At 70.1% G+C, this 22,370-nt stretch carries 12 protein-coding genes; 8 read left to right on the top strand and 4 right to left on the bottom strand.

Annotation, left to right across the window (positions count from 1 at the left end; translation table 11 throughout):
- The first annotated feature begins 256 nt into the window (after nucleotides 1-256).
- Complete coding sequence (locus tag ACIRVK_RS20650; protein WP_404249001.1) at nucleotides 257-3,256, top strand: bifunctional [glutamine synthetase] adenylyltransferase/[glutamine synthetase]-adenylyl-L-tyrosine phosphorylase; 3,000 nt, start codon at nucleotides 257-259, stop codon at nucleotides 3,254-3,256.
- 82 nt (nucleotides 3,257-3,338) lie between these two features.
- On the opposite strand, the gene ACIRVK_RS20655 is transcribed toward ACIRVK_RS20650, so the two are convergent.
- Nucleotides 3,339-3,950 carry a TetR/AcrR family transcriptional regulator gene (locus ACIRVK_RS20655; RefSeq protein ID WP_404249003.1) on the bottom strand — a complete coding sequence of 204 codons (612 nt, stop codon included), beginning with the start codon at nucleotides 3,948-3,950 and terminating at the stop codon, nucleotides 3,339-3,341.
- A 153-nt stretch (nucleotides 3,951-4,103) separates the two neighbouring features.
- On the opposite strand from ACIRVK_RS20655, the gene ACIRVK_RS20660 reads away from it, so the two are divergent.
- Entirely contained in the window at nucleotides 4,104-5,555 is a 1,452-nt protein-coding gene (locus ACIRVK_RS20660) for an APC family permease (RefSeq protein WP_404249004.1), read from the top strand.
- Between the two features lie 29 nt (nucleotides 5,556-5,584).
- The gene (locus ACIRVK_RS20665; protein ID WP_404249006.1) at nucleotides 5,585-7,156 is read left to right on the top strand and encodes an amidohydrolase; all 1,572 of its coding nucleotides are present in this window, start codon (nucleotides 5,585-5,587) and stop codon (nucleotides 7,154-7,156) included.
- Between the two features lies 1 nt (nucleotide 7,157).
- On the opposite strand, the gene ACIRVK_RS20670 is transcribed toward ACIRVK_RS20665, so the two are convergent.
- Nucleotides 7,158-8,021 carry a phosphatase PAP2 family protein gene (locus ACIRVK_RS20670; protein ID WP_404249008.1) on the bottom strand — a complete coding sequence of 288 codons (864 nt, stop codon included), beginning with the start codon at nucleotides 8,019-8,021 and terminating at the stop codon, nucleotides 7,158-7,160.
- 131 nt (nucleotides 8,022-8,152) lie between these two features.
- Nucleotides 8,153-9,187, bottom strand: coding sequence for a LacI family DNA-binding transcriptional regulator (locus tag ACIRVK_RS20675; RefSeq protein ID WP_404249010.1), 1,035 nt, complete (start codon nucleotides 9,185-9,187; stop codon nucleotides 8,153-8,155).
- 369 nt (nucleotides 9,188-9,556) lie between these two features.
- On the opposite strand from ACIRVK_RS20675, the gene ACIRVK_RS20680 reads away from it, so the two are divergent.
- The 4 genes from ACIRVK_RS20680 (at nucleotide 9,557) to ACIRVK_RS20695 (ending at nucleotide 14,626) form a co-directional block, all read left to right on the top strand.
- The gene (locus ACIRVK_RS20680) at nucleotides 9,557-10,831 is read left to right on the top strand and encodes an extracellular solute-binding protein (protein WP_404249012.1); all 1,275 of its coding nucleotides are present in this window, start codon (nucleotides 9,557-9,559) and stop codon (nucleotides 10,829-10,831) included.
- A gap of 108 nt (nucleotides 10,832-10,939) precedes the next feature.
- Nucleotides 10,940-11,893: a carbohydrate ABC transporter permease gene (locus tag ACIRVK_RS20685; protein ID WP_404249014.1), complete on the top strand. Its 954-nt coding sequence runs from the start codon at nucleotides 10,940-10,942 to the stop codon at nucleotides 11,891-11,893.
- Between the two features lie 13 nt (nucleotides 11,894-11,906).
- Complete coding sequence (locus ACIRVK_RS20690; protein ID WP_404249016.1) at nucleotides 11,907-12,815, top strand: sugar ABC transporter permease; 909 nt, start codon at nucleotides 11,907-11,909, stop codon at nucleotides 12,813-12,815.
- 134 nt (nucleotides 12,816-12,949) lie between these two features.
- Nucleotides 12,950-14,626 (top strand): glycoside hydrolase family 13 protein, encoded by a 1,677-nt coding sequence (locus tag ACIRVK_RS20695; RefSeq protein ID WP_404249068.1) that lies wholly within the window; start codon nucleotides 12,950-12,952, stop codon nucleotides 14,624-14,626.
- Nucleotides 14,627-14,692: 66 nt separating this feature from the next.
- On the opposite strand, the gene ACIRVK_RS20700 is transcribed toward ACIRVK_RS20695, so the two are convergent.
- A complete protein-coding gene (locus ACIRVK_RS20700) occupies nucleotides 14,693-16,765 on the bottom strand; it encodes a carbohydrate-binding module family 20 domain-containing protein (protein ID WP_404249018.1) in 2,073 nt (690 codons plus the stop codon).
- Nucleotides 16,766-16,953: 188 nt separating this feature from the next.
- Between ACIRVK_RS20700 and pulA the strand changes: the two genes are divergently transcribed.
- A complete protein-coding gene (pulA, locus tag ACIRVK_RS20705) occupies nucleotides 16,954-22,320 on the top strand; it encodes a pullulanase-type alpha-1,6-glucosidase (RefSeq protein WP_404249020.1) in 5,367 nt (1,788 codons plus the stop codon).
- Nucleotides 22,321-22,370 lie beyond the last annotated feature (50 nt).

Genomic DNA, 22,370 nt, shown 5'->3' on the forward strand with positions numbered 1-22,370 from the left:
ACCACGGAAGCCGATAACACCCCGGCGCGCCACAGGATGGCCAAGACCGTCCCGGGCGGAACCGTCCCGGCGGAACTCCCCGCCGTCCGCCCGGGGGCTCCCGTCGGTGGCTGCGGTCAGGGCCTGTCCGGCGGATCAGGCCGGCCTGGAGGTACGGTGCTTCTTGGCCAACCGGAGCGGCCCGCGACACCGGCCTGATCCGCAGGACAGGCCCTAGGCTCTGGCCAGTACGACCTTGATCCGAGGGAGGCCGGGGATGACGGCGCCGGGGCGCAGGAGCAGCACCTTCACACGGCTGCTGCGGCACGGCTTCACCGATCCCTCCGCCGCCGAGCGCCTGCTGGACAGCGCGGAGCTCACGCCCGTGCGCAACGACCCGGTGCTGCTCGACGCCCTCGGTGCCACCGCCGACCCCGATCTGGCGCTCCAGGGCCTCGTACGACTGCTCGAGGCGCAGCCCGGCCCCACGGCGCGGCGCGAGCTGCTGGACACCCTGATAGCGGCCAAGCCGCTCAGGGACCGCCTGCTCGGCGTCCTCGGCGCCTCCGCCGCCCTCGCCGACCACCTCACCCGGCACCCGCGCGACTGGGAGGTCCTGGTCACCTACGAGCCGCGGGACCTGCACCCCGGCGTGGAGGAGTTCGAGCGCGGGCTCGCCGGCGCGACCGACCCGGTGTCGCTGCGCGTCGCCTACCGCCGCTGCCTGCTGTCCATCGCCGCCCGTGACGTCTGCGGCACCACCGACGTCGCCGAGACCGCCGCCGAGCTCGCCGACCTCGCCACCGCCACCCTGCGCGCCGCGCTCGCCGTAGCCCGCGCGAGCAGCCCCGACGACGCCGCGCTGTGCCGCCTCGCCGTCATCGCGATGGGCAAGTGCGGCGGCCACGAGCTGAACTACGTCTCCGACGTGGACGTCATCTTCGTCGGCGAGGCGGTGGAGGGTGCCGACGAGGGCAAGGCGCTGCGCTCGGCCACCCGGCTCGCCTCGCACATGATGCGGGTCTGCTCGGAGACCACCGTCGAGGGCTCCATCTGGCCCGTCGACGCCAACCTGCGCCCCGAGGGCCGCAACGGCCCACTGGTGCGCACCCTCGCCAGCCACCTCGCCTACTACCAGCGCTGGGCCAAGACCTGGGAGTTCCAGGCCCTGCTCAAGGCCCGCCCGGTGGCCGGCGACATCGAGCTCGGAGAGGAGTACGTCGCCGCCCTCGAACCCCTCGTCTGGCAGGCCGCCGAACGCGAGAACTTCGTCACCGACGTCCAGAAGATGCGCCGCCGGGTGGTGGAGAACATCCCGGCCGCCGAGATCGACCGCGAGCTGAAGCTCGGCCCCGGGGGCCTCAGGGACGTCGAGTTCGCCGTGCAGCTGCTGCAGTTGGTGCACGGCCGGGCGGACACGTCCCTCCGGAGCGGCACGACCCTCGACGCGCTGCAGGCACTGGCGGCGGGCGGCTACGTCGGCCGCGAGGACGCCGTCCAGCTCGACGACGCCTACCGCTTCCTGCGCACCATGGAGCACCGCATCCAGCTCTACCGGCTGCGCCGCACCCACCTCGTCCCCGAGGACGAGGCCGACCAGCGCCGCCTCGGCCGCTCCCTCGGCCTGCGCGCCGACCCGGTCGCCGACCTCAACCGCGAATGGCGCCGGCACGCGGCCGTGGTGCGCCGGCTGCACGAGAAGCTCTTCTACCGCCCGCTGCTCGACGCGGTCGCCCAACTCGCGCCCGGCGAGGTCAGGTTGAGCCCCGAGGCGGCCCGGGAACGCCTGGTCGCGCTCGGCTACGCGGACCCGGCCGCCGCCCTGCGCCACCTGGAGGCGCTGGCCTCCGGGGTGACGCGCAAGGCCGCGATCCAGCGCACCCTGCTGCCCGTCCTGCTCGGCTGGTTCGCCGACTCCGCCGACCCGGACGCGGGCCTGCTCAACTTCCGCAAGGTGTCGGACGCGTTGGGCAAGACACCCTGGTACCTGCGGCTGCTGCGGGACGAGGGCGCCGCCGCCGAGAACCTCGCACGCGTGCTGTCCGCCGGACGACTCGCCCCCGACCTGCTGATGCGGGCGCCGGAGGCGGTGGCGCTGCTCGGCGACGGGGACGGCGGCGGAGGGCTCGAGCCGCGCGGGCGGGAGCAACTGGAGCAGGAGATACTCGCCGCGGTCGGCCGCGCGGACGGCGCGGCCCAGGCGGTGACGGCGGCCCGCGGCGTCCGCCGCCGGGAACTGTTCCGTACGGCCGCCGCCGACATCGTCGGCTCCTACGGCACCGAGACCCAGCCCGCCGAGGCCGACCAGGGCGCCCTCGTGGACCGGGTCGGCGGCGCCGTCTCCGACCTGACCGCGGCCACCCTCGCGGGCACCCTGCGGGCGGTGGTCCGGGACGGCTGGGGCGACACCCTGCCCACCCGGTTCGCGGTCATCGGCATGGGCCGCTTCGGCGGCCACGAACTGGGCTACGGCTCCGACGCGGACGTCCTGTTCGTGCACGAGCCGCGCGAGGGCGTTGCCGAGCGGGAGGCCTCCGACGCGGCGAACAAGGTGGTCTCCGAGATGCGGCGGCTGCTGCAGCTCCCCAGCGCCGACCCGCCGCTGCTCATCGACGCCGACCTGCGGCCCGAGGGCAAGACGGGACCGCTGGTGCGGACGCTCAAGTCCTACGAGGCGTACTACCGCCGGTGGTCGCTGGTCTGGGAGTCGCAGGCGCTGCTGCGGGCCGAACCCGTCGCCGGGGACGAGGAGTTGGGGCGGCGGTTCGTCGAGCTGATCGATCCGCTGCGGTATCCGGCGGGCGGGCTCGGGGACGACGCCGTACGGGAGATCCGGCGCCTGAAGGCCCGTATGGAGTCGGAGCGGTTGCCGCGGGGGGCCGACCCGAAGCTGCACACCAAGCTGGGGCCCGGTGGGCTCTCCGACGTCGAGTGGACCGTCCAACTGCTGCAACTCCAGCACGGGCGGGCCGAGTCGGGCCTACGGACGACGCGGACGCGGCAGGCTCTCGCCGCCGCGCGTGAGGCCGGGCTCATCTCGGCGGAGGACGCGTCCATCCTCGACGAGGCGTGGGTGCTGGCCACACGGGTGCGGAACGCGGTGATGCTGGTGCGGGGGAGGGCCGGCGACACGTTTCCCTCCGGGGGGCGGGAGGTGGCTGCCGTCGGGCGGTACCTGGGGTATGCCGATGGGCATGTGGGGGACATGTTGGATGCGTATCGGCGTACGGCGCGGAGGGCTCGGGGCGTGGTGGAGGCGCTGTTCTACGGTGCGTAGTCGGGTGCGGGGGCCGTGGGGGCTGGTCGCGCCCACGCGGCGGAGCCGCATATTGACACAGCCCCGCGCCGCCAAAAGAATCTCACGCGCCGTTGGCCAGTATGTGCCGTACATGATCTAGGAACCCCGCCAGCCCAACCTCGAACGCCTGGTCCGCGCGGTGCTCGCCCACCGCTGCCAGCGCCTGGGCCAGCCTCGGGGTGGGGGTCTCCTCCGTCAGTTCCCACATCGTTTCCGGGGCCGATAGGTCCAGGGCCGAGCCCAGGATCAGGTTTTCCAGCGCGATCAGGACCGGCATCACCTCGGCCGGGGTGAAGCCGGCGTCCAGGAGGAGGGTGACGGCGCGCTCGTAGTGTTCCAGGACGCGGGGCGCTCGTACGGGTGATGTCATCAGGAGCGGGATCGCCTTCGGGTGGGCGGCGAAGGCGGCGCGGTAGGAGCGGGCCCAGGCCTCCAGGGCCGCGTCCCAGGGCGTCACGTCCAGGGTCCCCGGGTCGATCGCGGACGTGACCCGCTCGCGCAGCAGCTCCACGATGCCGTCCCGGCCGTCCACATGGTGATACACCGAGCCGGTCTGCGTCCCGAGCCGCTTGGCGATCTGCGGCACGCTGAAGTCGCCCTGTTCGTCGACGAGTTCCAGTGCCGTCGTGGTGATGCGCTCGCGGTCGAGAAGCGGTGTGCGCGGCCGTCCCATATCTGATTTCCCCCTGGAGGTCTTCCCGGATGCCCAGGAGGAGGCTACATTGCCGAAACCGAAAGCCTTTAGGTTATGGGTCCCGCCACCCGCATGGGTCCCGCCACCCGCACGCCCGGAACCCTCCCGTCCCCGCGCTCGAAGGGCTTGCCCATGTCCGTCACCACTTCGGAGGAGAGAACGCCGCCCGTCGCGGCGACCCTCCGCTCCGGCACCCTCGGCACCGCCGACATCGCGTTCTTCGTGGTGTCCGCCGCGGCGCCGCTCACCGTCATGGCCGGCGTCGCCCCGCTCGCGATCCTGCTCGGCGGCATCGGCGCCCCCGCCGGCTACCTCATCGCCGGCATCACCCTCGCGGTCTTCGCCGTCGGCTTCACCACCATGAGCCGCCACGTCAGGAGCGGCGGCGCCTTCTACGCCTACATCACCCGCGGTCTCGGTCCCGCCGTCGGCATCGGCGCCGCCCTGCTCGCCCTGGTCGGCTACAACGGCATGGAGATCGGCGTCTACGGCCTCCTCGCCTCCGCCGCCAAGGACACCCTGCACGCCCTGTTCGGCACCGACGTCCCCTGGCTGCCGATCTCCCTGGTCGGACTGCTCGTCATCGGCTACGGCGGTTACCGCTCGATCGACTTCGGCGCCAAGCTGCTGGGCGTGCTGCTGGCCGCCGAGACCGGCATCCTGGTGCTGCTGGCCGGCGGGGTGCTGATCAAGGGAGGCGCGCACGGGCTGTCCGGCGCCGCCTTCGCGCCGGGGAACGTCCTCGTGCCGGGTACCGCGGTGGTGCTGGCCTTCGCCTTCGCCGCGTTCACCGGCTTCGAGTCCACCGTCATCTACCGCCGCGAGGCCCGCGACCCGAACCGCACGATCCCGCGCGCCACCTACGTGGCCATCGCCTTCCTGGGCCTCTTCTACGCCTTCATGGTGTGGATCGTCATCCAGGCCTTCGGCAACAACGAGGTCATCGCGGCCGCCGCCAAGAACCCCGGCGGGCTCTTCTTCTCCGCCATCACCACCTACGTCGGCGGCTGGGCGGCCGACCTGATGCACGTCTTCATCGTCACCAGCGTGATCGCCTCCCTCCTCGCCTTCCACAACGCGATCAACCGGTACGCCCTCGCCCTCGCCGAGGAGGGGGTGCTGCCGAAGGCGCTGGGCCGCGTCCACGCCCGGCACCGCTCCCCGTACGTCGCCGGGATCGCCCAGACCGTCCTCGGCGCGGTCGTCGTCGTGGCCTTCTGGGCGGCGCACGCGGACCCGTACCAGCAACTGCTGCTGTGGGTGAACACCCCCGGCATGATCGGTCTGTTCGTCCTCCAGCTCCTCGTCGCGATCGCCGTGCCCTGCTACTTCCGCCGGGTCACCCACCAGGAGGGCGTCCTGCGCACGGTCGTCGCGCCGGTCCTCGCGGCGGTGCTGCTCGCGACCGCGATAGGGCTCGTCGTCACCCACATCGACCTGTTCACCGGCGCCTCCACCACCGTCAACACGCTCCTGATCGTCACCGCGCCCGCGGTGTTCGTCGTCGGCCTGGTGCTCGCGTGGTGGCTGCGCCGCGAACGTCCGCGGGTGTACGCCGACTTCGCCGCCGAGCCCGCCGAATAGCCCTTCCGGACAAAGGAGTTCACCTTCTCATGGTCACCCCCGACCTGATCCTCACCGGCGCCAAGGTCCGCACCCTCGACCCCGCCCGGCCGCATGCCACCGCCGTCGCCGTGCGCGACGGGGTGATCGTGGCGGTCGGCGACGAGACGGACGTACGCGAGTGGCGCGGGGCCGGCACCGAGGTCGTCCCCCTGGAGGGGGCGCACCTTGTGCCGGGGCTCGTCGACGCGCACAGCCACCCGGTGTGGGGGCTGGACATGGCGACCGGTGTCGATCTGTCCGGGGTGCGGGACGTGGCGGGGCTGCGGGCGGCCCTCGCCGGCGCCGAACGCGTCGAGGGGTGGGTGCTCGGCTTCGGCCTCGACCACAACGCGTTCGAGGGGCGCCCGGTGGACCGTTCCCTCATCGAGGACGTCCTCCCCGACACCCCCGCCTTCCTCCGTCTCTACGACGGCCACTCGGCCCTCGTGACCGGCGCCGCGCTCGCTGTGGCCGGCGTGACGGGCCCCCGCGACTTCCCCCAGCGCTCGGAGGTGGTCTGCGACGTCTCCGGGCGGCCCACCGGGCACCTCGTCGAGCACGCGGCGATGGACCTCCTGGCCGACGTTGTGCCCCGGGCCCCGTACGCCGTCCGCCGGGCCCGGCTGGCGGAGCTGCTCTCGGCGATGGCGGCGACCGGGCTGACCGGCGCGCACGTCATGGACGCCGGCGACGCGGAGCTGGTCGGCTCGGTGGCGCGGGAGACGGTGCTGCCGGTCAGGCTGCTCTTCGCGCCCTGGTGCATGCCCGGCGTGGACCAGGACGGGCTGGCGGAGCTGATCGGGCTCCAGGGCCGCGGCGGCCGGCACTGGCGGGTCGGCGGGGTCAAGTTCTTCATGGACGGGACCGTCGAGGGCGGCACCGCCTGGCTGGAGCACGCGGACTGCCACGGTCAGGGCACCGACGCGTTCTGGCCGGACCCCGAGGCGTACGCGGCCGCCGTACGGCACCTGCACGCGGCCGGTGTCCGCACGGCCACGCACGCGATCGGGGACGCGGCGGTACGGCACGTCCTGGACGTGGTGGCGGGGCTCGGCCCGGACGCCTACGGCCGCCACCGCGTCGAGCACATCGAGACCGCGCCGGACGACCTGCTGCCGCGTTTCGCCGAGCTGGGCGTCGCCGCCTCGATGCAGCCACCGCACACCGCGTACACCAGGGCCGACGGCACGGACGAGTGGTCCCGCCGCCTCGGCACGGCCCGCGCGGCCCACGCCTGGCGCCTGCGCGACCTCCGGGACGCGGGCGCGACCCTCGCCCTCGGCTCCGACTGGCCGATCGCCCACTACGACGCCCGTAAGGTCCTGGCGACGGCCCGCGCCCCTCGCGGCGCCGCGTCGACCGCCCCGGGCCTGACAGGCCTGGAGGCCCTGGAGGGCTGCACCAGCCACGCGGCAAGGGCAGCGGGGGAGGCCGACCTGGCGGGCCGCATCACCGTCGGCTACCGAGCCGACCTCACGGCCCTGTCCCTGGACCCGGTGGAGGCTCCGGCGGACGAGCTGGCCGAGGCCCCGGTATGCCTGACGGTGACCGGGGGGCACGTGGTGTACCGGGGGCGCTGAGCTACACCTTCCTCGGCAGCGCCTGCTTGTCCTTGCTCCTGTCCCGGACCAGCCGGGGCAGGGCGTAGGGCAACGCCCCATACCAAACTCGCGCCACCGCGAAACCGAACGCCAGGCACAGCATGCCCCCCACCGCGTCCAGCCAGAAGTGGTTGGCCGTCGACACGATGACGATCAGCGTGGCCGCCGGGTACAGCAATCCCAGCACCCGCACCCACGGCACCCTGGCCAGCGCGAAGATCGTCAGCCCGCACCACAGGGACCAGCCGATGTGCATGGACGGCATCGCGGCGTACTGGTTGGACATGTGCTTGAGGTCGCCGGAGGCCATCGAGCCCCAGGTCTGGTGGACCATCACCGTGTCGACGAAGTGGCTGCCGTTCATCAACCGGGGCGGAGCCAGCGGATACAGGTAGTAACCGACCAGCGCCACGGCCGTCGTCGCGAACAGCGCCAGACGCGCGGCCGCGTAACGGCCCGGATGGCTACGGTACAACCACACGAGCACACTCAGCGTGACGATGAAGTGCAGCGTGGCGTAGTAGTAGTTCATGCCGATGATCAGCCAAGTCACGGAGTTGACCGCGTGGTTGACCGACTGCTCGAAGGCGACGCTCAGTTGGTGCTCGGTCCGCCAGATCCAGTCGGCGTTGCGCAGCGCCTTGGCCCGCTGCTCCGGGACCGCGTTGCGGATGAGCGAGTACGTGTAGTAACTCACTGCGATCAGCAGGATCTCGAACCAGAGCCGGGGCCGGCGCGGGGTGCGCAGGCGGCGCAGGAACGCGGGTCCGCCCGGGGCCGTGACGGGGTCCGGAACGGCCGTCTGCGCACGGTCTTCCAGACTGGTCACGGTCGAGTCACCCATAGGCACAAAGTCTGCCAGAAACGCCTTCCTCGACCGATCATCCCTCGGTCGGGTTCGTCCCGCATGTCCTACGCCGGGAAGACCTCCCGGCGTACTACGGGTGCACCGCGGGTGACGCGGCATTCTCCCCCTCAGGGACGATTCCGCTCCCCGGGAGCCGAAGCCGTCGACCCCCGCACCACCAGTTCCGGCATGAACACGAACTCGCTGTGCGGCGCCGGAGTCCCCCCGATCTCCTCCAGCAACGTCCGTACCGCCGCCTGGCCCATCGCCGGCACCGGCTTGCGGATCGTGGTCAGCGGCGGGTCGGTGAAGGCGATCAGCGGCGAGTCGTCGAAGCCCACCACCGAGATGTCCCGCGGCACTTCGAGCCCGTGCTGCCGCGCCGCGCGTATCGCGCCGAGCGCCATCATGTCGCTCGCGCACACCACCGCCGTACAGGCGCGGCCGATCAGCGCGGTGGCCGCGGCCTGCCCGCCCTCCAGGGTGTACAGCGAGTGCTGGACTAGCTCCCGCTCCACCGTCTCCGCGCCCAGGCCCAACTGGTCCTGCATCGCGCGCACGAAACCCTCGATCTTGCGCTGGACCGGCACGAAACGCTTGGGGCCGAGGGCGAGACCGATACGGGTGTGCCCGAGGGACACCAGGTGCGTCACCGCCAGCGTCATCGCCGCGCGGTCGTCGGGGGAGATGAACGGCGCCTGCACCTTCGGTGAGAAGCCGTCCACCAGGACGTACGGCACGCCCTGCGCGCGCAGCCGCTCGTAGCGCTCCATGTCGGCGTTGGTGTCGGCGTGCAGCCCGGAGACGTAGATGATGCCGGCGACCCCGCGGTCGACGAGCATCTCCGTCAGCTCGTCCTCGGTGGAGCCGCCCGGGGTCTGGGTGGCGAGCACCGGGGTGTAGCCCTGCCTGGTCAGCGCCTGGCCGATCACCTGGGCCAACGCCGGGAATATCGGGTTCTCCAGCTCGGGGGTGATCAGGCCCACCAGGCCCTCGCTGCGCTGCCGCAGCCGCACCGGGCGCTCGTAGCCCAGCACGTCGAGGGCGGCGAGGACGGACTGGCGGGTGGTGGAGGCGACGCCCGGCTTGCCGTTGAGGACGCGGCTGACGGTCGCTTCGCTCACCCCCGCCTGCGCAGCGATGTCGGCTAGCCGTGTGGTCACGGCACCGGACTGTACCGGCCGTATCGTCATCGCGGTCCCTCTGTTCTGGTCGGTGCTGGTCGGTGCCCCTTGTCCCGCAAGGGGATGATTCCTGCGCCGGGGCCGGATGGCAAGAGCTTGCAGAGTCTTGCACAAGCTGCCCCTGCCCGCTCAGCCCCGCAGAACAACGGTCTCGCAGGGCTGACAAGCGGTCACGACGGGGTAACTTCCGCGGCCCCTTGCGATTTTTTTCTGCAAGGTCTTTCGCAACGCTTGCATCGCTGTTACGTTCCCTGACGCCCGGCAGACGCAACGGCGCAGTCGGCACAGCAGGGACGGCAGACGGGGCCGCCCCCTGCATCCCACGGGCTTAACCCTCAAGGAGAACTCATGCGGCGTGGCATAGCGGCCACCGCGCTGGTGGCGTCCCTCGCCCTCGCGGCGACGGCGTGCGGCGGAAGTGACAGCGGCAGCGACAAGAGCGGCGGCCCGGTCACCATCACCTGGTGGGACACCTCCAACGCCACCAATGAGGCACCGACCTACAAGGCCCTCGTCAAGGAGTTCGAGGCCGCCAACAAGGGCATCAAGGTCACGTACGTCAACGTCCCCTTCGACCAGGCGCAGAACAAGTTCGACACCGCCGCCGGCTCCAAGGGCGCCCCGGACGTGCTGCGTTCCGAGGTCGGCTGGACCCCCGCCTTCGCGAAGAAGGGCTACTTCCTGCCGCTGGACGGTACCGAGGCCCTCGCCGACCAGGCAAAGTTCCAGCCCAACCTGATCAAGCAGGCCCAGTACGACGGCAAGACCTACGGCGTCCCGCTGGTCACCGACACCCTCGCCCTCGTCTACAACAAGGCCCTCTTCAAGCAGGCCGGCATCACCGAGCCCCCCAAGACCTGGGACGAGCTGAAGGCCGACGCCGCGAAGGTCAAGGACAAGACGAAGGCCGACGGCTACTGGGGCTCCACCCAGGCCTACTACGCGCAGACCTTCCTCTACGGCGAGGGCACCGACACCGTCGACGCCTCCGCCAAGAAGATCACTGTCGGCTCGGACGCCGCGAAGAAGGCCTACGGCACCTGGCTGAGCCTGTTCTCCGGCACGGGCCTGCACAAGGCCGACACCACCGCCGACGCCTACGCCCACATCCAGGACGCCTTCGTCAACGGCAAGGTCGCCTCGATCATCCAGGGCCCCTGGGAGATCACGAACTTCTACAAGGGCAGCGCCTTCAAGGACAAGTCCAACCTCGGCATCGCCACCGTCCCGGCCGGCACCAGCGGCAAGGCGGGCGCCCCCACCGGCGGTCACAACCTGTCCGTCTACGCCGGCTCGGACTCCGCGCACCAGAAGGCGGCCCTGAAGTTCGTCAACTTCATGACCTCCGCCAAGTCCCAGACGGAGATCGCCCTGAAGAACTCCACGCTGCCGACGCGTGACGACGCCTACACCGCCGAGGTCAAGGCCGATCCGGGCATCGCCGGCTACCAGACGGTGCTGCCGGCCGCCCAGCCGCGCCCCGCGCTGCCCGAGTACAGCTCCCTGTGGGGCCCGCTGGACACCGAGCTGCCGAAGATCGCCGGGGGCAAGGAGTCCCTGGACAAGGGCCTGAGCAACGCCGAACTGGCCATCGCCAAGCTGGTGCCCGACTTCAGCAAGTAAGCCCCGCGTGGCCGTCGGATCCCCCGGTCCACGGGGGGAGGGATCCGGCGGCCACCGGCCTGCGCGCAGCGCCGTACTCCTTGATCCTCCCGAAGGTGCCGAGAACCCATGACAGCAGTCGCCCAACGCCTCAAGCACGGCTACCAGAAGCACTGGTACGCCTACGCGATGATCACCCCCGTGGCCGTCGTGCTCGGCGTCCTCGTGCTGTACCCCCTGGTGTACGGCCTGTACCTGACGCTCACCGACGCCAACAGCCTCAACACCGCGCGCACGATCGGCGTCAACCACATCGACGCCACGTACAAGTTCATCGGGCTCGGCAACTACAAGGACATCCTGTTCGGCCCGCTGTCGTACGACCGCTTCTGGTCGCACTTCATCTGGACGGTGGCATGGACGGTCCTGTGCGTCACGCTGCACTACACGATCGGCCTGGGCCTCGCGCTGCTGCTCAACCAGAAACTGCGCGGCCGGACCTTCTACCGGCTCATGCTGATCGTGCCGTGGGCGGTGCCCACCTTCGTCACCGTGTTCGGCTGGCGCATCATGCTCGGCGACGGCGGCATCATCAACTCCTTCCTCCACACGCTGCACCTGCCCCAGCCGTCCTGGCTGGAGGACACCTTCTGGCAGCGGTTCGCCGCCGTCATGGTCAACACCTGGTGCGGTGTGCCGTTCATGATGATCTCGCTGCTCGGCGGACTCCAGTCCATCGACGCCTCGCTGTACGAGGCCGCCGAGATGGACGGCGCGACCGCCTGGCAGCGGTTCCGCTACGTCACCCTTCCGGGTCTCAGGTCGGTCAGCTCCACCGTCGTCCTGCTCGGCGTCATCTGGACCTTCAACCAGTTCGCCGTCATCTTCCTGCTGTTCGGCGCGACCTCGGCACCGGACGCCCAGATCCTCGTCACCTGGGCCTACTACCTCGGCTTCGGACAGCAGCCGCGCGACTTCGCACAGTCCGCGTCCTACGGCATGCTGCTGCTGGCCGTCCTTGTCGTCTTCACCTCCTTCTACCGCCGCTGGCTGAACCGCAACGACCAGCAGCTCGCGATCTGAGGCAGGAACTCCCATGAGTACGACCACTGTCGACACCTCCGCCGAGGCGCGCGAGGCCGGCCCCGCGCGGGCCACCCGGAGCCTCAGGCGCCGCGGCGAGCAGAGCCTGCCCGGGAAGCTCGCCTCGCACGGCGTCCTGATCGTCGCGAGCCTCATCGCGCTCTTCCCCGTCGCCTGGCTCGTCTTCCTGTCCCTCGGCCCGGACAAGGACGACTACCTCCACCCGGGCGGCATCTGGAAGAAGATGACGTTCTCGAACTACTCGTTCGTGCTGCAGCACACGAGCTTCTTCGACTGGCTGAAGAGCTCCCTGATCGTCTCGCTGGGCACCACCGTGCTCGGCGTCCTGGTCGCCGCCACCACCGGGTACGCGGTCTCCCGGATGCGCTTTCCGGGGTACCGGAAGTTCATGTGGGTGCTCCTGCTCACCCAGATGTTCCCCGTGGCCGTCCTCATGGTGCCGATGTACCAGATCCTGTCCGACCTGGGGCTCATCGACAGCTATCTTGGTCTCATCCTCGTCTACTGCTCGACCGCGGTGCCGTACTGCGCCTGGCTGCTCAAGGGCTACTTCGACACCATCCCGTTCGAGATCGACGAGGCCGGGCGTGTCGACGGGCTGACCCCCTTCGGGACGTTCGCGCGGCTGATCCTGCCGCTCGCCAAGCCGGGTCTGGCGGTCGCCGCGTTCTACAGCTTCATCACGGCCTTCGGCGAGGTCGCCTTCGCCACGACGTTCATGCTGGACGACAAGAAGTACACGCTCGCGGTGGGGCTGCAGAGCTTCGTCAGTGAGCACGACGCCCAGCGCAACCTGATGGCGGCGACGGCGGTGCTGATCGCGATACCCGTGTCCGCGTTCTTCTACCTGGTGCAGAAGAACCTCGTGGCGGGCCTCACCGCGGGCGGCACGAAGGGCTGACCGCCGGTCCCTATGGGGGCTTCGCCCCCATACCCCCCTAGACCCGAGACGGCCGCGGTCCCCATCCGACCCCGCGTGACCGCGGCCGTCTCGTCACACCTGACCCCATGACCCTGTTACGTACCAAGGACGCCATGAGCCAGCAGCACTCCCTCATCGCCCCGGCACCGAACCCCGCCGAAGCCCAGCGCAGCGACTGGTGGCGGGACGCGGTGATCTACCAGGTCTATCCGCGCAGTTTCGCCGACAGCAACGGTGACGGAATGGGGGATCTGGAAGGCGTACGTTCCCGACTGCCGTACCTGCGCGACCTGGGCGTGGACGCCGTGTGGCTCAGCCCCTTCTACGCCTCCCCGCAGGCCGACGCCGGGTACGACGTCGCCGACTACCGGGCCGTCGACCCCATGTTCGGCAACCTGCTCGACGCGGACGCGCTGATCCGGGACGCGCACGAGCTGGGGCTGCGGATCATCGTCGACCTGGTCCCCAACCACTCCTCCGACCAGCACGAGTGGTTCAAGCGGGCGCTGCGGGAGGGCCCCGGATCGCCGCTCAGGGACCGCTACCACTTCCGTCCCGGAAAGGGCGCGAGCGGTGAACTCCCGCCGAACGACTGGGAGTCGATCTTCGGCGGTCCGGCGTGGACGCGGGTGACCGAGCCCGACGGCAGCCCCGGCGAGTGGTACCTGCACCTCTTCGCGCCGGAACAGCCCGACTTCAACTGGGACCACCCGGCCGTCGGCGACGAGTTCCGCTCGATCCTGCGCTTCTGGCTGGACATGGGCGTCGACGGCTTCCGCATCGACGTCGCCCACGGCCTGGTGAAGGCGGACGGTCTGCCCGACCTCGGCACCCGCGACCAGGTCAAACTGCTGGGCAACGATGTCATGCCGTTCTTCGACCAGGACGGCGTGCACGAGATCTACCGGCAGTGGCGGCTGATCCTGGACGAGTACAGCGGTGAGCGCATCTTTGTCGCCGAGGCGTGGACGCCGACCATCGAGCGCACCGCGCACTACGTCCGCCCGGACGAACTCCACCAGGCCTTCAACTTCCAGTACCTGTCGACGGCCTGGGACGCCGAGGAACTGCGCGAGGTCGTCGACCGGACCCTTGAGGCGATGCGTCCCGTCGGCGCCCCCTCCACCTGGGTGCTGTCCAACCATGACGTCACCCGGCATGCCACCCGCTTCGCCAACCCGCCCGGCCTCGGTACCCAGATCCGGCTGGCCGGCGACCGCGCGCTGGGCCTGCGCAGGGCCCGGGCGGCGACGCTGCTGATGCTGGCGCTGCCCGGTTCGGCGTACGTCTACCAGGGCGAGGAACTCGGCCTCCCGGACGTCGTCGACCTGCCCGACGAGGTGCGCCAGGACCCGGCGTACTTCCGGGGCGCCGGCCAGGACGGCTTCCGCGACGGCTGCCGGGTGCCGATCCCCTGGACGCGCACGGGATCGTCGTACGGCTTCGGCGGTGGCGGGAGCTGGCTGCCGCAGCCGGCCGGCTGGGGCGAGCTGAGCGTGGAGGCGCAGTCGGGGACGCCGGGTTCGACGCTGGAGCTGTACCGCGCGGCCCTCGCCGCCCGCCGGGAACACCCGGACCTCGGGGCGGGTGACTCGGTGGAGTGGCTGCGCGCCCCGGAGGGCGTCCTCGCCTTCCGGCGCGGGGAGTTCGTGTGCGTGGCGAACACCGGCGGCGAGTCCGTCACGACGCCGGCGTACGGGCGGGTCCTGCTCACCAGCGCCGAGGTGACCGAGGCGGACGGCGAGACGAAGGTGCCGGCCGACACGACGGTGTGGTTCACCGCCGTCTGACCGCGGTGACGGCCCGGACCAGGAGCGTGGGAGGGCTCCTGGCCCGGGCCGTCGGGGACCGTTCGGTTACTTCCAGGTGTCGCTGGTGGTGTAGCCCGACGAACTGCCCGTCGTGTAGGAGCGGTTCGTCCCGGACTCCCAGGTCACGTTCCCCGAGCCGTCCTTCTTGATGTACTTGTACGTGAAGGCCGTGCTCTTCGGGACGATCACCAGCTTGCTCCAGGTCGGGTACGCCTCGGACGACAGCGGGATCGCGTCGCCGGTGTTCCAGGAGCCAAGGGAGGCGAGGGAGCCGACGACGTAGACGTTGGTGCCCCAGTCGGTCGTCGCGTTCTCGTTGAAGGTGACGTCGGTGGCGTCCGTGTCGGCCACGTTCCAGGAGTTGTTCAGGGTGATCGCCGACGTCGTGGTCGCGCCCGACCGGTTGGCGTCGGACTCCCAGGTGACGTTCCCGGAGGAGTCCTTCTTCACGTACTTGTACGTGAAGGGCGTGTTGATCGGCACGCTCACCTCGCCCGACCAGACCGGGTAGCCGGACGACGACAGCGGGACCGCTTTCGAGGTGTCCCAGCCGCCGAGCGCCGGGATCGACCCGACGACGTACACGCTCGTGCCGGACGTCGTGGGCGCGTACTCATTGAAGGTGGCGTTCACCGTGGCGCCGGACGAGCCGCCGCCGGTGTCGCCGCAGCCGACCGTGCAGGTGTAGGACGCGTTGTAGAAGGCGACCGCGCTCTTGGCGGGGATGGTGATCGAGGCGCTGCCGCCCGACACCGTCACCGTGCTCGCGCCGCCGTCGATCACGTTCCGGTACGTGCCGTCGGCCATGCCGGTGGTGAAGGAGTAAGTGGCGGCGGCGGAACCGTTGTTGAGCGCGAAGAACCCCGCTCCGGAGCGGCCGAAGCCGATCACGTTCGAGGACTTGGTCTGCCAGTCGGAGACGGCGGCCGTGCCGGTCGCGTTGTGCCAGGCGACCATCCCGACGACCCCGGTGTCCCGGTCCAGGCAGTACCAGGAGCCGCCCGCGCAGTCCGTGTTCGTCACGAAGCCCGCGGAGTTCGGCGGGGCCTGGTCGCTCTGGGTCCACTCCCAGCTGGCGTAGACGGTCGGCGTGGACCATTTGTAGGCAAGCTGGAAGAGGTTGGCGAGCTTGTAGGTGTCGCCGTCCTTGTACGACAGGTGCAGGCCGTTGCGCTCGGTGTCGTGGTTGGTCACGAAGGACACCGAGTTCGCGGCCGGCAGGATGCCGCTGCTCGCGAGCGAGGACAGGTCGCTGACGTTGCCCTGGAAGGCCGACTTCAGCTTGCCGGCGTAGGTGAAGTCCAGGACGTCACCGGAGGCGTAGTAGTCGGACGGCTGCGGGGTCGAGCCGGGGTAGACCTCCTGGAAGACGTACGGCGCCGTCCCGGACGTCGTGTTCGTCAGTTTCGACTCGATCGCCGCCAGGTCGGCCTCGGGGATGTGCTTGGCCGCGTCCACGCGGAAGCCGTCGACACCGAGGGCCAGTTGGGAGTTCAGGTAGTCGGCGAGACCCGTGCGGACGTGGTCCGAGCCGGTCCTGAGGTCCGGCAGGCCAAGAAGTTCGCAGTTCTGGACCTGGGTGAGGTTCGAGTAGTCCTGGATGGTCAGGTCGGAGGTGGGGCAGTCCGAGGAGTCGTGGTAGTCGGCGCGAGCCCACTGGGGGGTGGCGTACTTGCTGGTGATCGTCGTGCCGTTGTATCCGGTGCCGGTCTGCGCAGCGGTGTGGTTGACCACCGCGTCCGTGTAGACCTTGACGCCGGCCTTGTGGCAGGTGCTGATCATCGACGCGAACTTCGCCGCCGTTCCGAAACGGCTGTTCAGGTCGTAGGAGTAGGGCTGGTAGACGTCCCACCAGTAGTAACTGGACTGCTTCAGGGACTCCTCGGGGGGTGCGACCTGGACCGCGCCGTAGCCCGCCGGGCCCAGCACGTTGGTGCACTCGGCGGCGACGGAGTCCCAGTTCCATTCCCAGAGGTTGGCGATGACATCGCCCTTGGCGGTGGTGTCCGCGTGCGCGTCGGCGGCGGGCAGCGCCACGGCGCCCGCGAGGGCCAGCGTGCCGGCGGCCAGGGCGGTGGCCGTGCGCCGGAAGACACCTGGGGGGTGGTGTCCGTTCATGTGCGGCTCCGATGGGGTGTTTGAGTTTCAACCAGTGGCGAGCGTGGGGCAGTTGAGAAGGGCACGTCAAGATTGGCGTTGAAAATTCTTGCTGTGAGTTTCAAGCCTCTTGCTGTAAGCCTTTCGTCGGCGATACGGTCGCGCGGGGTCGGACCCACCAGAGCCGTCATCGCAAGGAGTTCCCGCCTGTGATACCGAGAGCGAGACGGGTCGCGGCCGTCACCGTCGTGGCCCTCGCCGCCGCCCTGATCCAGCCACTGGCCGCGCGGGCCGCCACCCCGCCCCCGCCGCCGTCCGACGCGACGCTCGCCGCCGCGCCCGCCCGGCACGGCGACACCCGCGAGCAGTTCTACTTCGTCCTGCCGGACCGTTTCGCCAACGGCGACAAGGGCAACGACAAGGGCGGGCTGACCGGTTCACGCCTGTCCACCGGCTACGACCCCACCGACAAGGGGTTCTACCAGGGCGGCGACCTCAAGGGCCTGACCCGGCGCCTCGACTACATCAAGGGCCTCGGCACCACCGCCATCTGGATGGCCCCGATCTTCAAGAACCGGCCCGTGCAGGGCACCGGGAGCAACGCCTCGGCCGGCTACCACGGCTACTGGATCACCGACTTCACCCAGGTCGACCCGCACTTCGGCACCAACGAGGACCTGCGCACCCTGATCTCCAAGGCGCACGCCAAGGGCATGAAGGTCTTCTTCGACGTCATCACCAACCACACCGCCGACGTCGTCGACTACGAGCCCAAGTCCTACGACTACCTGTCCAAGGGCGCCTTCCCCTACCTCACCAAGGACGGGCGGCCCTTCGACGACGCCGACTACGCGGACGGCACGAAGAAGTTCCCGGCCGTCTCCCGAGCCTCCTTCCCGCGCACCCCGGTCGTCACCTCGAACAACAAGGTCCCGGCCTGGCTCAACGACCCGACGATGTACCACAACCGGGGTGACTCGACCTTCGCCGGCGAGTCCGCGACCTACGGCGACTTCTCCGGTCTGGACGATCTGTGGACCGAGCGGCCCGAGGTCGTCAGCGGCATGGAGAAGATCTACGAGCGCTGGGTGCGGGACTTCGCCATCGACGGCTTCCGCATCGACACCGTCAAGAACGTGAACATGGAGTTCTGGACGCAGTGGGCGACCGCGCTGGACGCGTACGCGGCACGGCACGGCCGTAAGGACTTCTTCCTGTTCGGCGAGACCTACTCCGCCGACACCTCCGTCACCTCCCCGTACGTCACCCAGGGCCGGCTCGACGCCACCCTCGACTTCCCCTTCCAGGACGCGGCCCGCGCCTACGCATCCCAGGGCGGCAGCGCGCAGAAGCTGGCGTCGGTCTTCGGCGACGACTACAAGTACACGACCGACAAGGCCAACGCGTACGAGCAGGTCACCTTCCTCGGCAACCACGACATGGGCCGGATCGGGTACTTCCTGAAGCAGGACAACCCGAAGGCCACGGACGCCGAGATCCTGAAGAAGGACGAGTTCGCCCATGAGCTGATGTTCTTCAGCCGCGGCAACCCCGTCGTCTACTACGGCGACGAGCAGGGCTTCACCGGCTCCGGTGGCGACAAGGACGCCCGGCAGACGATGTTCGCCTCCAAGGTCGCCGACTACCTCGACGACGACGAGATCGGCACCGACCGCACCGCCGCCAGCGACGCGTACGACACGAGAGCGCCGCTCTACCGGCGGATCAGTGCTCTCGGCAAGCTGCGCAAGGACAACCCGGCCCTCGCCGACGGCGTCCAGACCCAGCGGTACGCGGCCGACGGCCCCGGTGTCTACGCCTTCTCGCGCACCGGAAGCGACAGGACCGAGTACGTCGTCGCCCTCAACAACGCCGACCAGGCCAGGACGGCGACCTTCCCGACCGGTTCGGCGAACATGACGTTCCGTGGCGTGTACGGCACTTCGGGCGCCGTCATGTCCGGCGCCGACCGGCAGGTCACCGTCACCGTACCGGCCGACTCGGCGATCGTCCTCAGGGCGGCGCTCCCGCTCGCCGAGCCGACCGTGCGGCCGACGCTCACCCTCAAGGCGCCCGACGCTGGAGCCACCGGCACGGTGGAGCTCTCCGCCGACGTCACCGGCGGCGGGCTCAACCGCGTCGTCTTCGCCGCCCAGGCCGGCGACGGAAAGTGGCGGACGCTCGGCTCCGCCGACCACGCCCCGTACAAGGTCACCCAGACCATCGCCAAGGACGTACCGGCCGGAACTCCCCTGCGCTACAAGGCGGTTGTCGTCGACGCGGCCGGGCACCTCGCGTCCGCCACGGCCACCTCCACCACCGGTACACCGCCCGCCCCCCAGGTCCCCACCGCCTCCTCCCGCGACTACGCGATCGTCCACTACAAGCGCACGGACGGCGACTACGCCGACTGGGGCCTGTACGCCTGGGGCGACCTCGCCGACGGCGAGTCCACGACCTGGCCCGCCAGCCACCCGTTCGTCGGCCGGGACGCCTACGGCGCCTTCGCCTACGTGAAGCTGAAGCCGGGGGCCTCCAGCGTCGGCTTCCTCGTCATCGACAAGAACGGCGACAAGGACGTCTCCGCCGACCGTTCCATCGACGTCACCAAGACCGGCGAGGTCTGGATCGAGCAGGGCAAGGAGGCGGTGCAGACGACACGGCCCGACTACCCGGCGCAGGACAGGACGAAGGCGGTCATCCACTACCACCGGGCCGACGGGAACTACGACGGCTGGGGACTGCACGTCTGGACCGGTGCCGCGCAGCCCACGGACTGGTCGAGCCCGCTGAAGCCGGTCCGGACCGACGCGTATGGCGCGGTCTTCGAGGTGCCGCTCACCGACGGTGCCACCAGCCTCAGTTACATCATCCACAAGGGCGACGAGAAGGACCTGCCCGCCGACCAGTCCCTGGACCTCAAGTCCAACGGCCACGAGGTGTGGCTGCTGAACGGTCAGGAGAAGTACCTGCTGCCCCAGCCCGCCGGCTCGGCCGCCGCACTCGACCTGACCACCTCCAAGGCGGTCTGGATCGACCGGAACACCGTCGCCTGGAACGGCTCCGACGCGGCCGCCTCCACTCAGCTCGTGTACTCCCACGACGGCTCGATCGCCGTGAAGAACGGGGCGCTGACCAGCGACGACGAGCGCTGGCTGCGCCTGACGAAGACCACGCTCACCGACGCCCAGAAGGCCAAGTTCCCCCACTTGAAGGCCTACACGGCCTGGTCCGTCGACCCGAGGGACCGGAGCCGGGTGCGCCAGGCCCTCGGCGGGCAGGTCGTCGCCTCCCAACGGGCCGTGAACGGCGCCGCGTTGGCGGCGACCGGTGTGCAGATCGCCGGTGTGCTCGACGACCTGTACGCGGGAGCGACGAAGGCCGAATTGGGCCCGACCTTCCACCGGGGCCGCCCCACCCTGTCCGTCTGGGCGCCCACCGCGCAGAGCGTGGCGTTGGAGCTGGGCGTCTCCCTCAAGCCGATGCGCCGCGACGACTCCACCGGCGTCTGGTCCGTCACCGGGCCCGCGTCCTGGAAGGGCCAGGAGTACCGGTACGTCGTGAAGGTGTGGGCGCCCAGCGTCCGCAAGGTCGTCACCAACAAGGTCACCGACCCCTACTCCCTCGCCCTCACCGCGAACTCGCGGCGCAGCCTCGTCGTCGACCTCGGCGACAGGTCCCTCGCCCCGAGCGGCTGGGCGGGCCTCGTCAAGCCCAGGGCCGTACCGCTGCGGGACGCCCAGATCCAGGAGCTGCACATCCGGGACTTCTCCGTCGCGGACCGGACCGTGCCGGCGAAGGACCAGGGCACGTACCTCGCCTTCACCGACAAGAACAGCGACGGCTCGAAGCGCCTGCGGGAGCTGGCCCGGGCGGGGACCTCGTACGTCCATCTGCTGCCCGCCTTCGACTTCGCGACCGTGCCGGAGAAGAAGGCCGACCAGGCGACGCCCGACTGTGATCTGGCGTCCTACCCGGCCGACTCCGACCAGCAACAGGCATGCGTGGCGAAGACGGCCGCCAAGGACGCCTACAACTGGGGCTACGACCCGTACCACTTCACCGTCCCGGAGGGCTCGTACGCGACCGATCCGAACGGCACCCGGCGCACGGTCGAGTTCCGCGAGATGGTCAAGTCGCTGAACCAGGACGGCCTCAGGGTCGTCATGGACGTCGTCTACAACCACACAGCCGCCGGCGGGGAGGCAGACACCAGCGTCCTCGACCAGGTCGTGCCCGGCTACTACCAGCGGCTGCTCGCCGACGGATCGGTCGCGAACAGCACCTGCTGCGCGAACACCGCGCCCGAGAACGCCATGATGGGCAAGCTGGTCGTCGACTCCATCGTCACCTGGGCCAAGGAGTACAAGGTCGACGGCTTCCGCTTCGACCTCATGGGACACCACCCCAAGGCCAACATCCTGGCGGTCAGGAAGGCCCTCGACGCGCTGACCCTCGAGAAGGACGGCGTCGACGGCAAGAAGATCATCCTGTACGGGGAGGGCTGGAACTTCGGCGAGGTCGCCGACGACGCCCGCTTCGTGCAGGCGACGCAGAAGAACATGGCCGGAACGGGCGTCGCCACCTTCTCCGACCGCGCCCGGGACGCCGTACGCGGCGGCAGCCCCTTCGACTCCGACCCCGGCGTCCAGGGCTTCGCCTCCGGCCTGTACACCGACCCCAACTCGTCCACCGCGAACGGCACGCCGGCCGAGCAGAAGGCCCGGCTCCTGCACTACCAGGACCTGATCAAGGTCGGGCTGTCCGGAAACCTCGCCAAGTACCGCTTCACCGACACCGACGGCAAGGAGGTCACCGGCGCCGAGGTCGACTACAACGGGCAGCCCGCCGGATACGCGGACGCCCCCGGCGACGCCCTCGCCTACACCGACGCCCACGACAACGAGTCCCTGTTCGACGCGCTGACGTACAAGCTGCCCTCGGGCACGTCCGCCGACGACCGGGCCCGGATGCAGGTCCTCGCGATGGCGACCGCCGCCCTCTCGCAGGGCCCGTCTCTCTCCCAGGCCGGCACCGACCTGCTGCGCTCCAAGTCACTGGACCGCAACTCCTACGACAGCGGCGACTGGTTCAACGCCGTCCACTGGAACTGCGCCGACGGCAACGGCTTCGGGCGCGGGCTGCCTCCGGCGGCCGACAACCAAGCCAAGTGGCCTTACGCCAAGCCCCTGTTGACCACGGTGAAGGTGGGGTGCCGGCAGATCGAGGGCGCCTCGGCCGCGTACCGCAATCTGCTGAGGATCCGTACGACGGACAGCGCCTTCTCACTGGACACCGCTGGACAGGTGCAGTCGAAGCTCTCGTTCCCTTTGTCGGGGAAGGACGAGACACCCGGCGTCATCACCATGGAGCTCGGTGACCTCGTCGTCGTGTTCAACGCGACCCCGACCAGGCAGGAACAGAAGGTCGGTGCCCTGACCGGAGTCTCCTACCGGCTGCACCCCGTGCAGGCGTCGGGCGCGGACCCTATCGTCAAGACCTCCTCCTACGAGCCGGAATCGGGCACCTTCGTCGTTCCGGGTCGGACTGTGGCGGTGTTCTCCCGGGCATCCTGACAACGGCATTACCTTTGGTGGGGCAGGCCCGGAACCGGGTCTGTCCCACC

Origin of the sequence: Streptomyces sp. NPDC101152 (genome assembly GCF_044768275.1) — a bacterium.
In the GTDB taxonomy this organism is placed as follows: Bacteria; Actinomycetota; Actinomycetes; order Streptomycetales; family Streptomycetaceae; genus Streptomyces.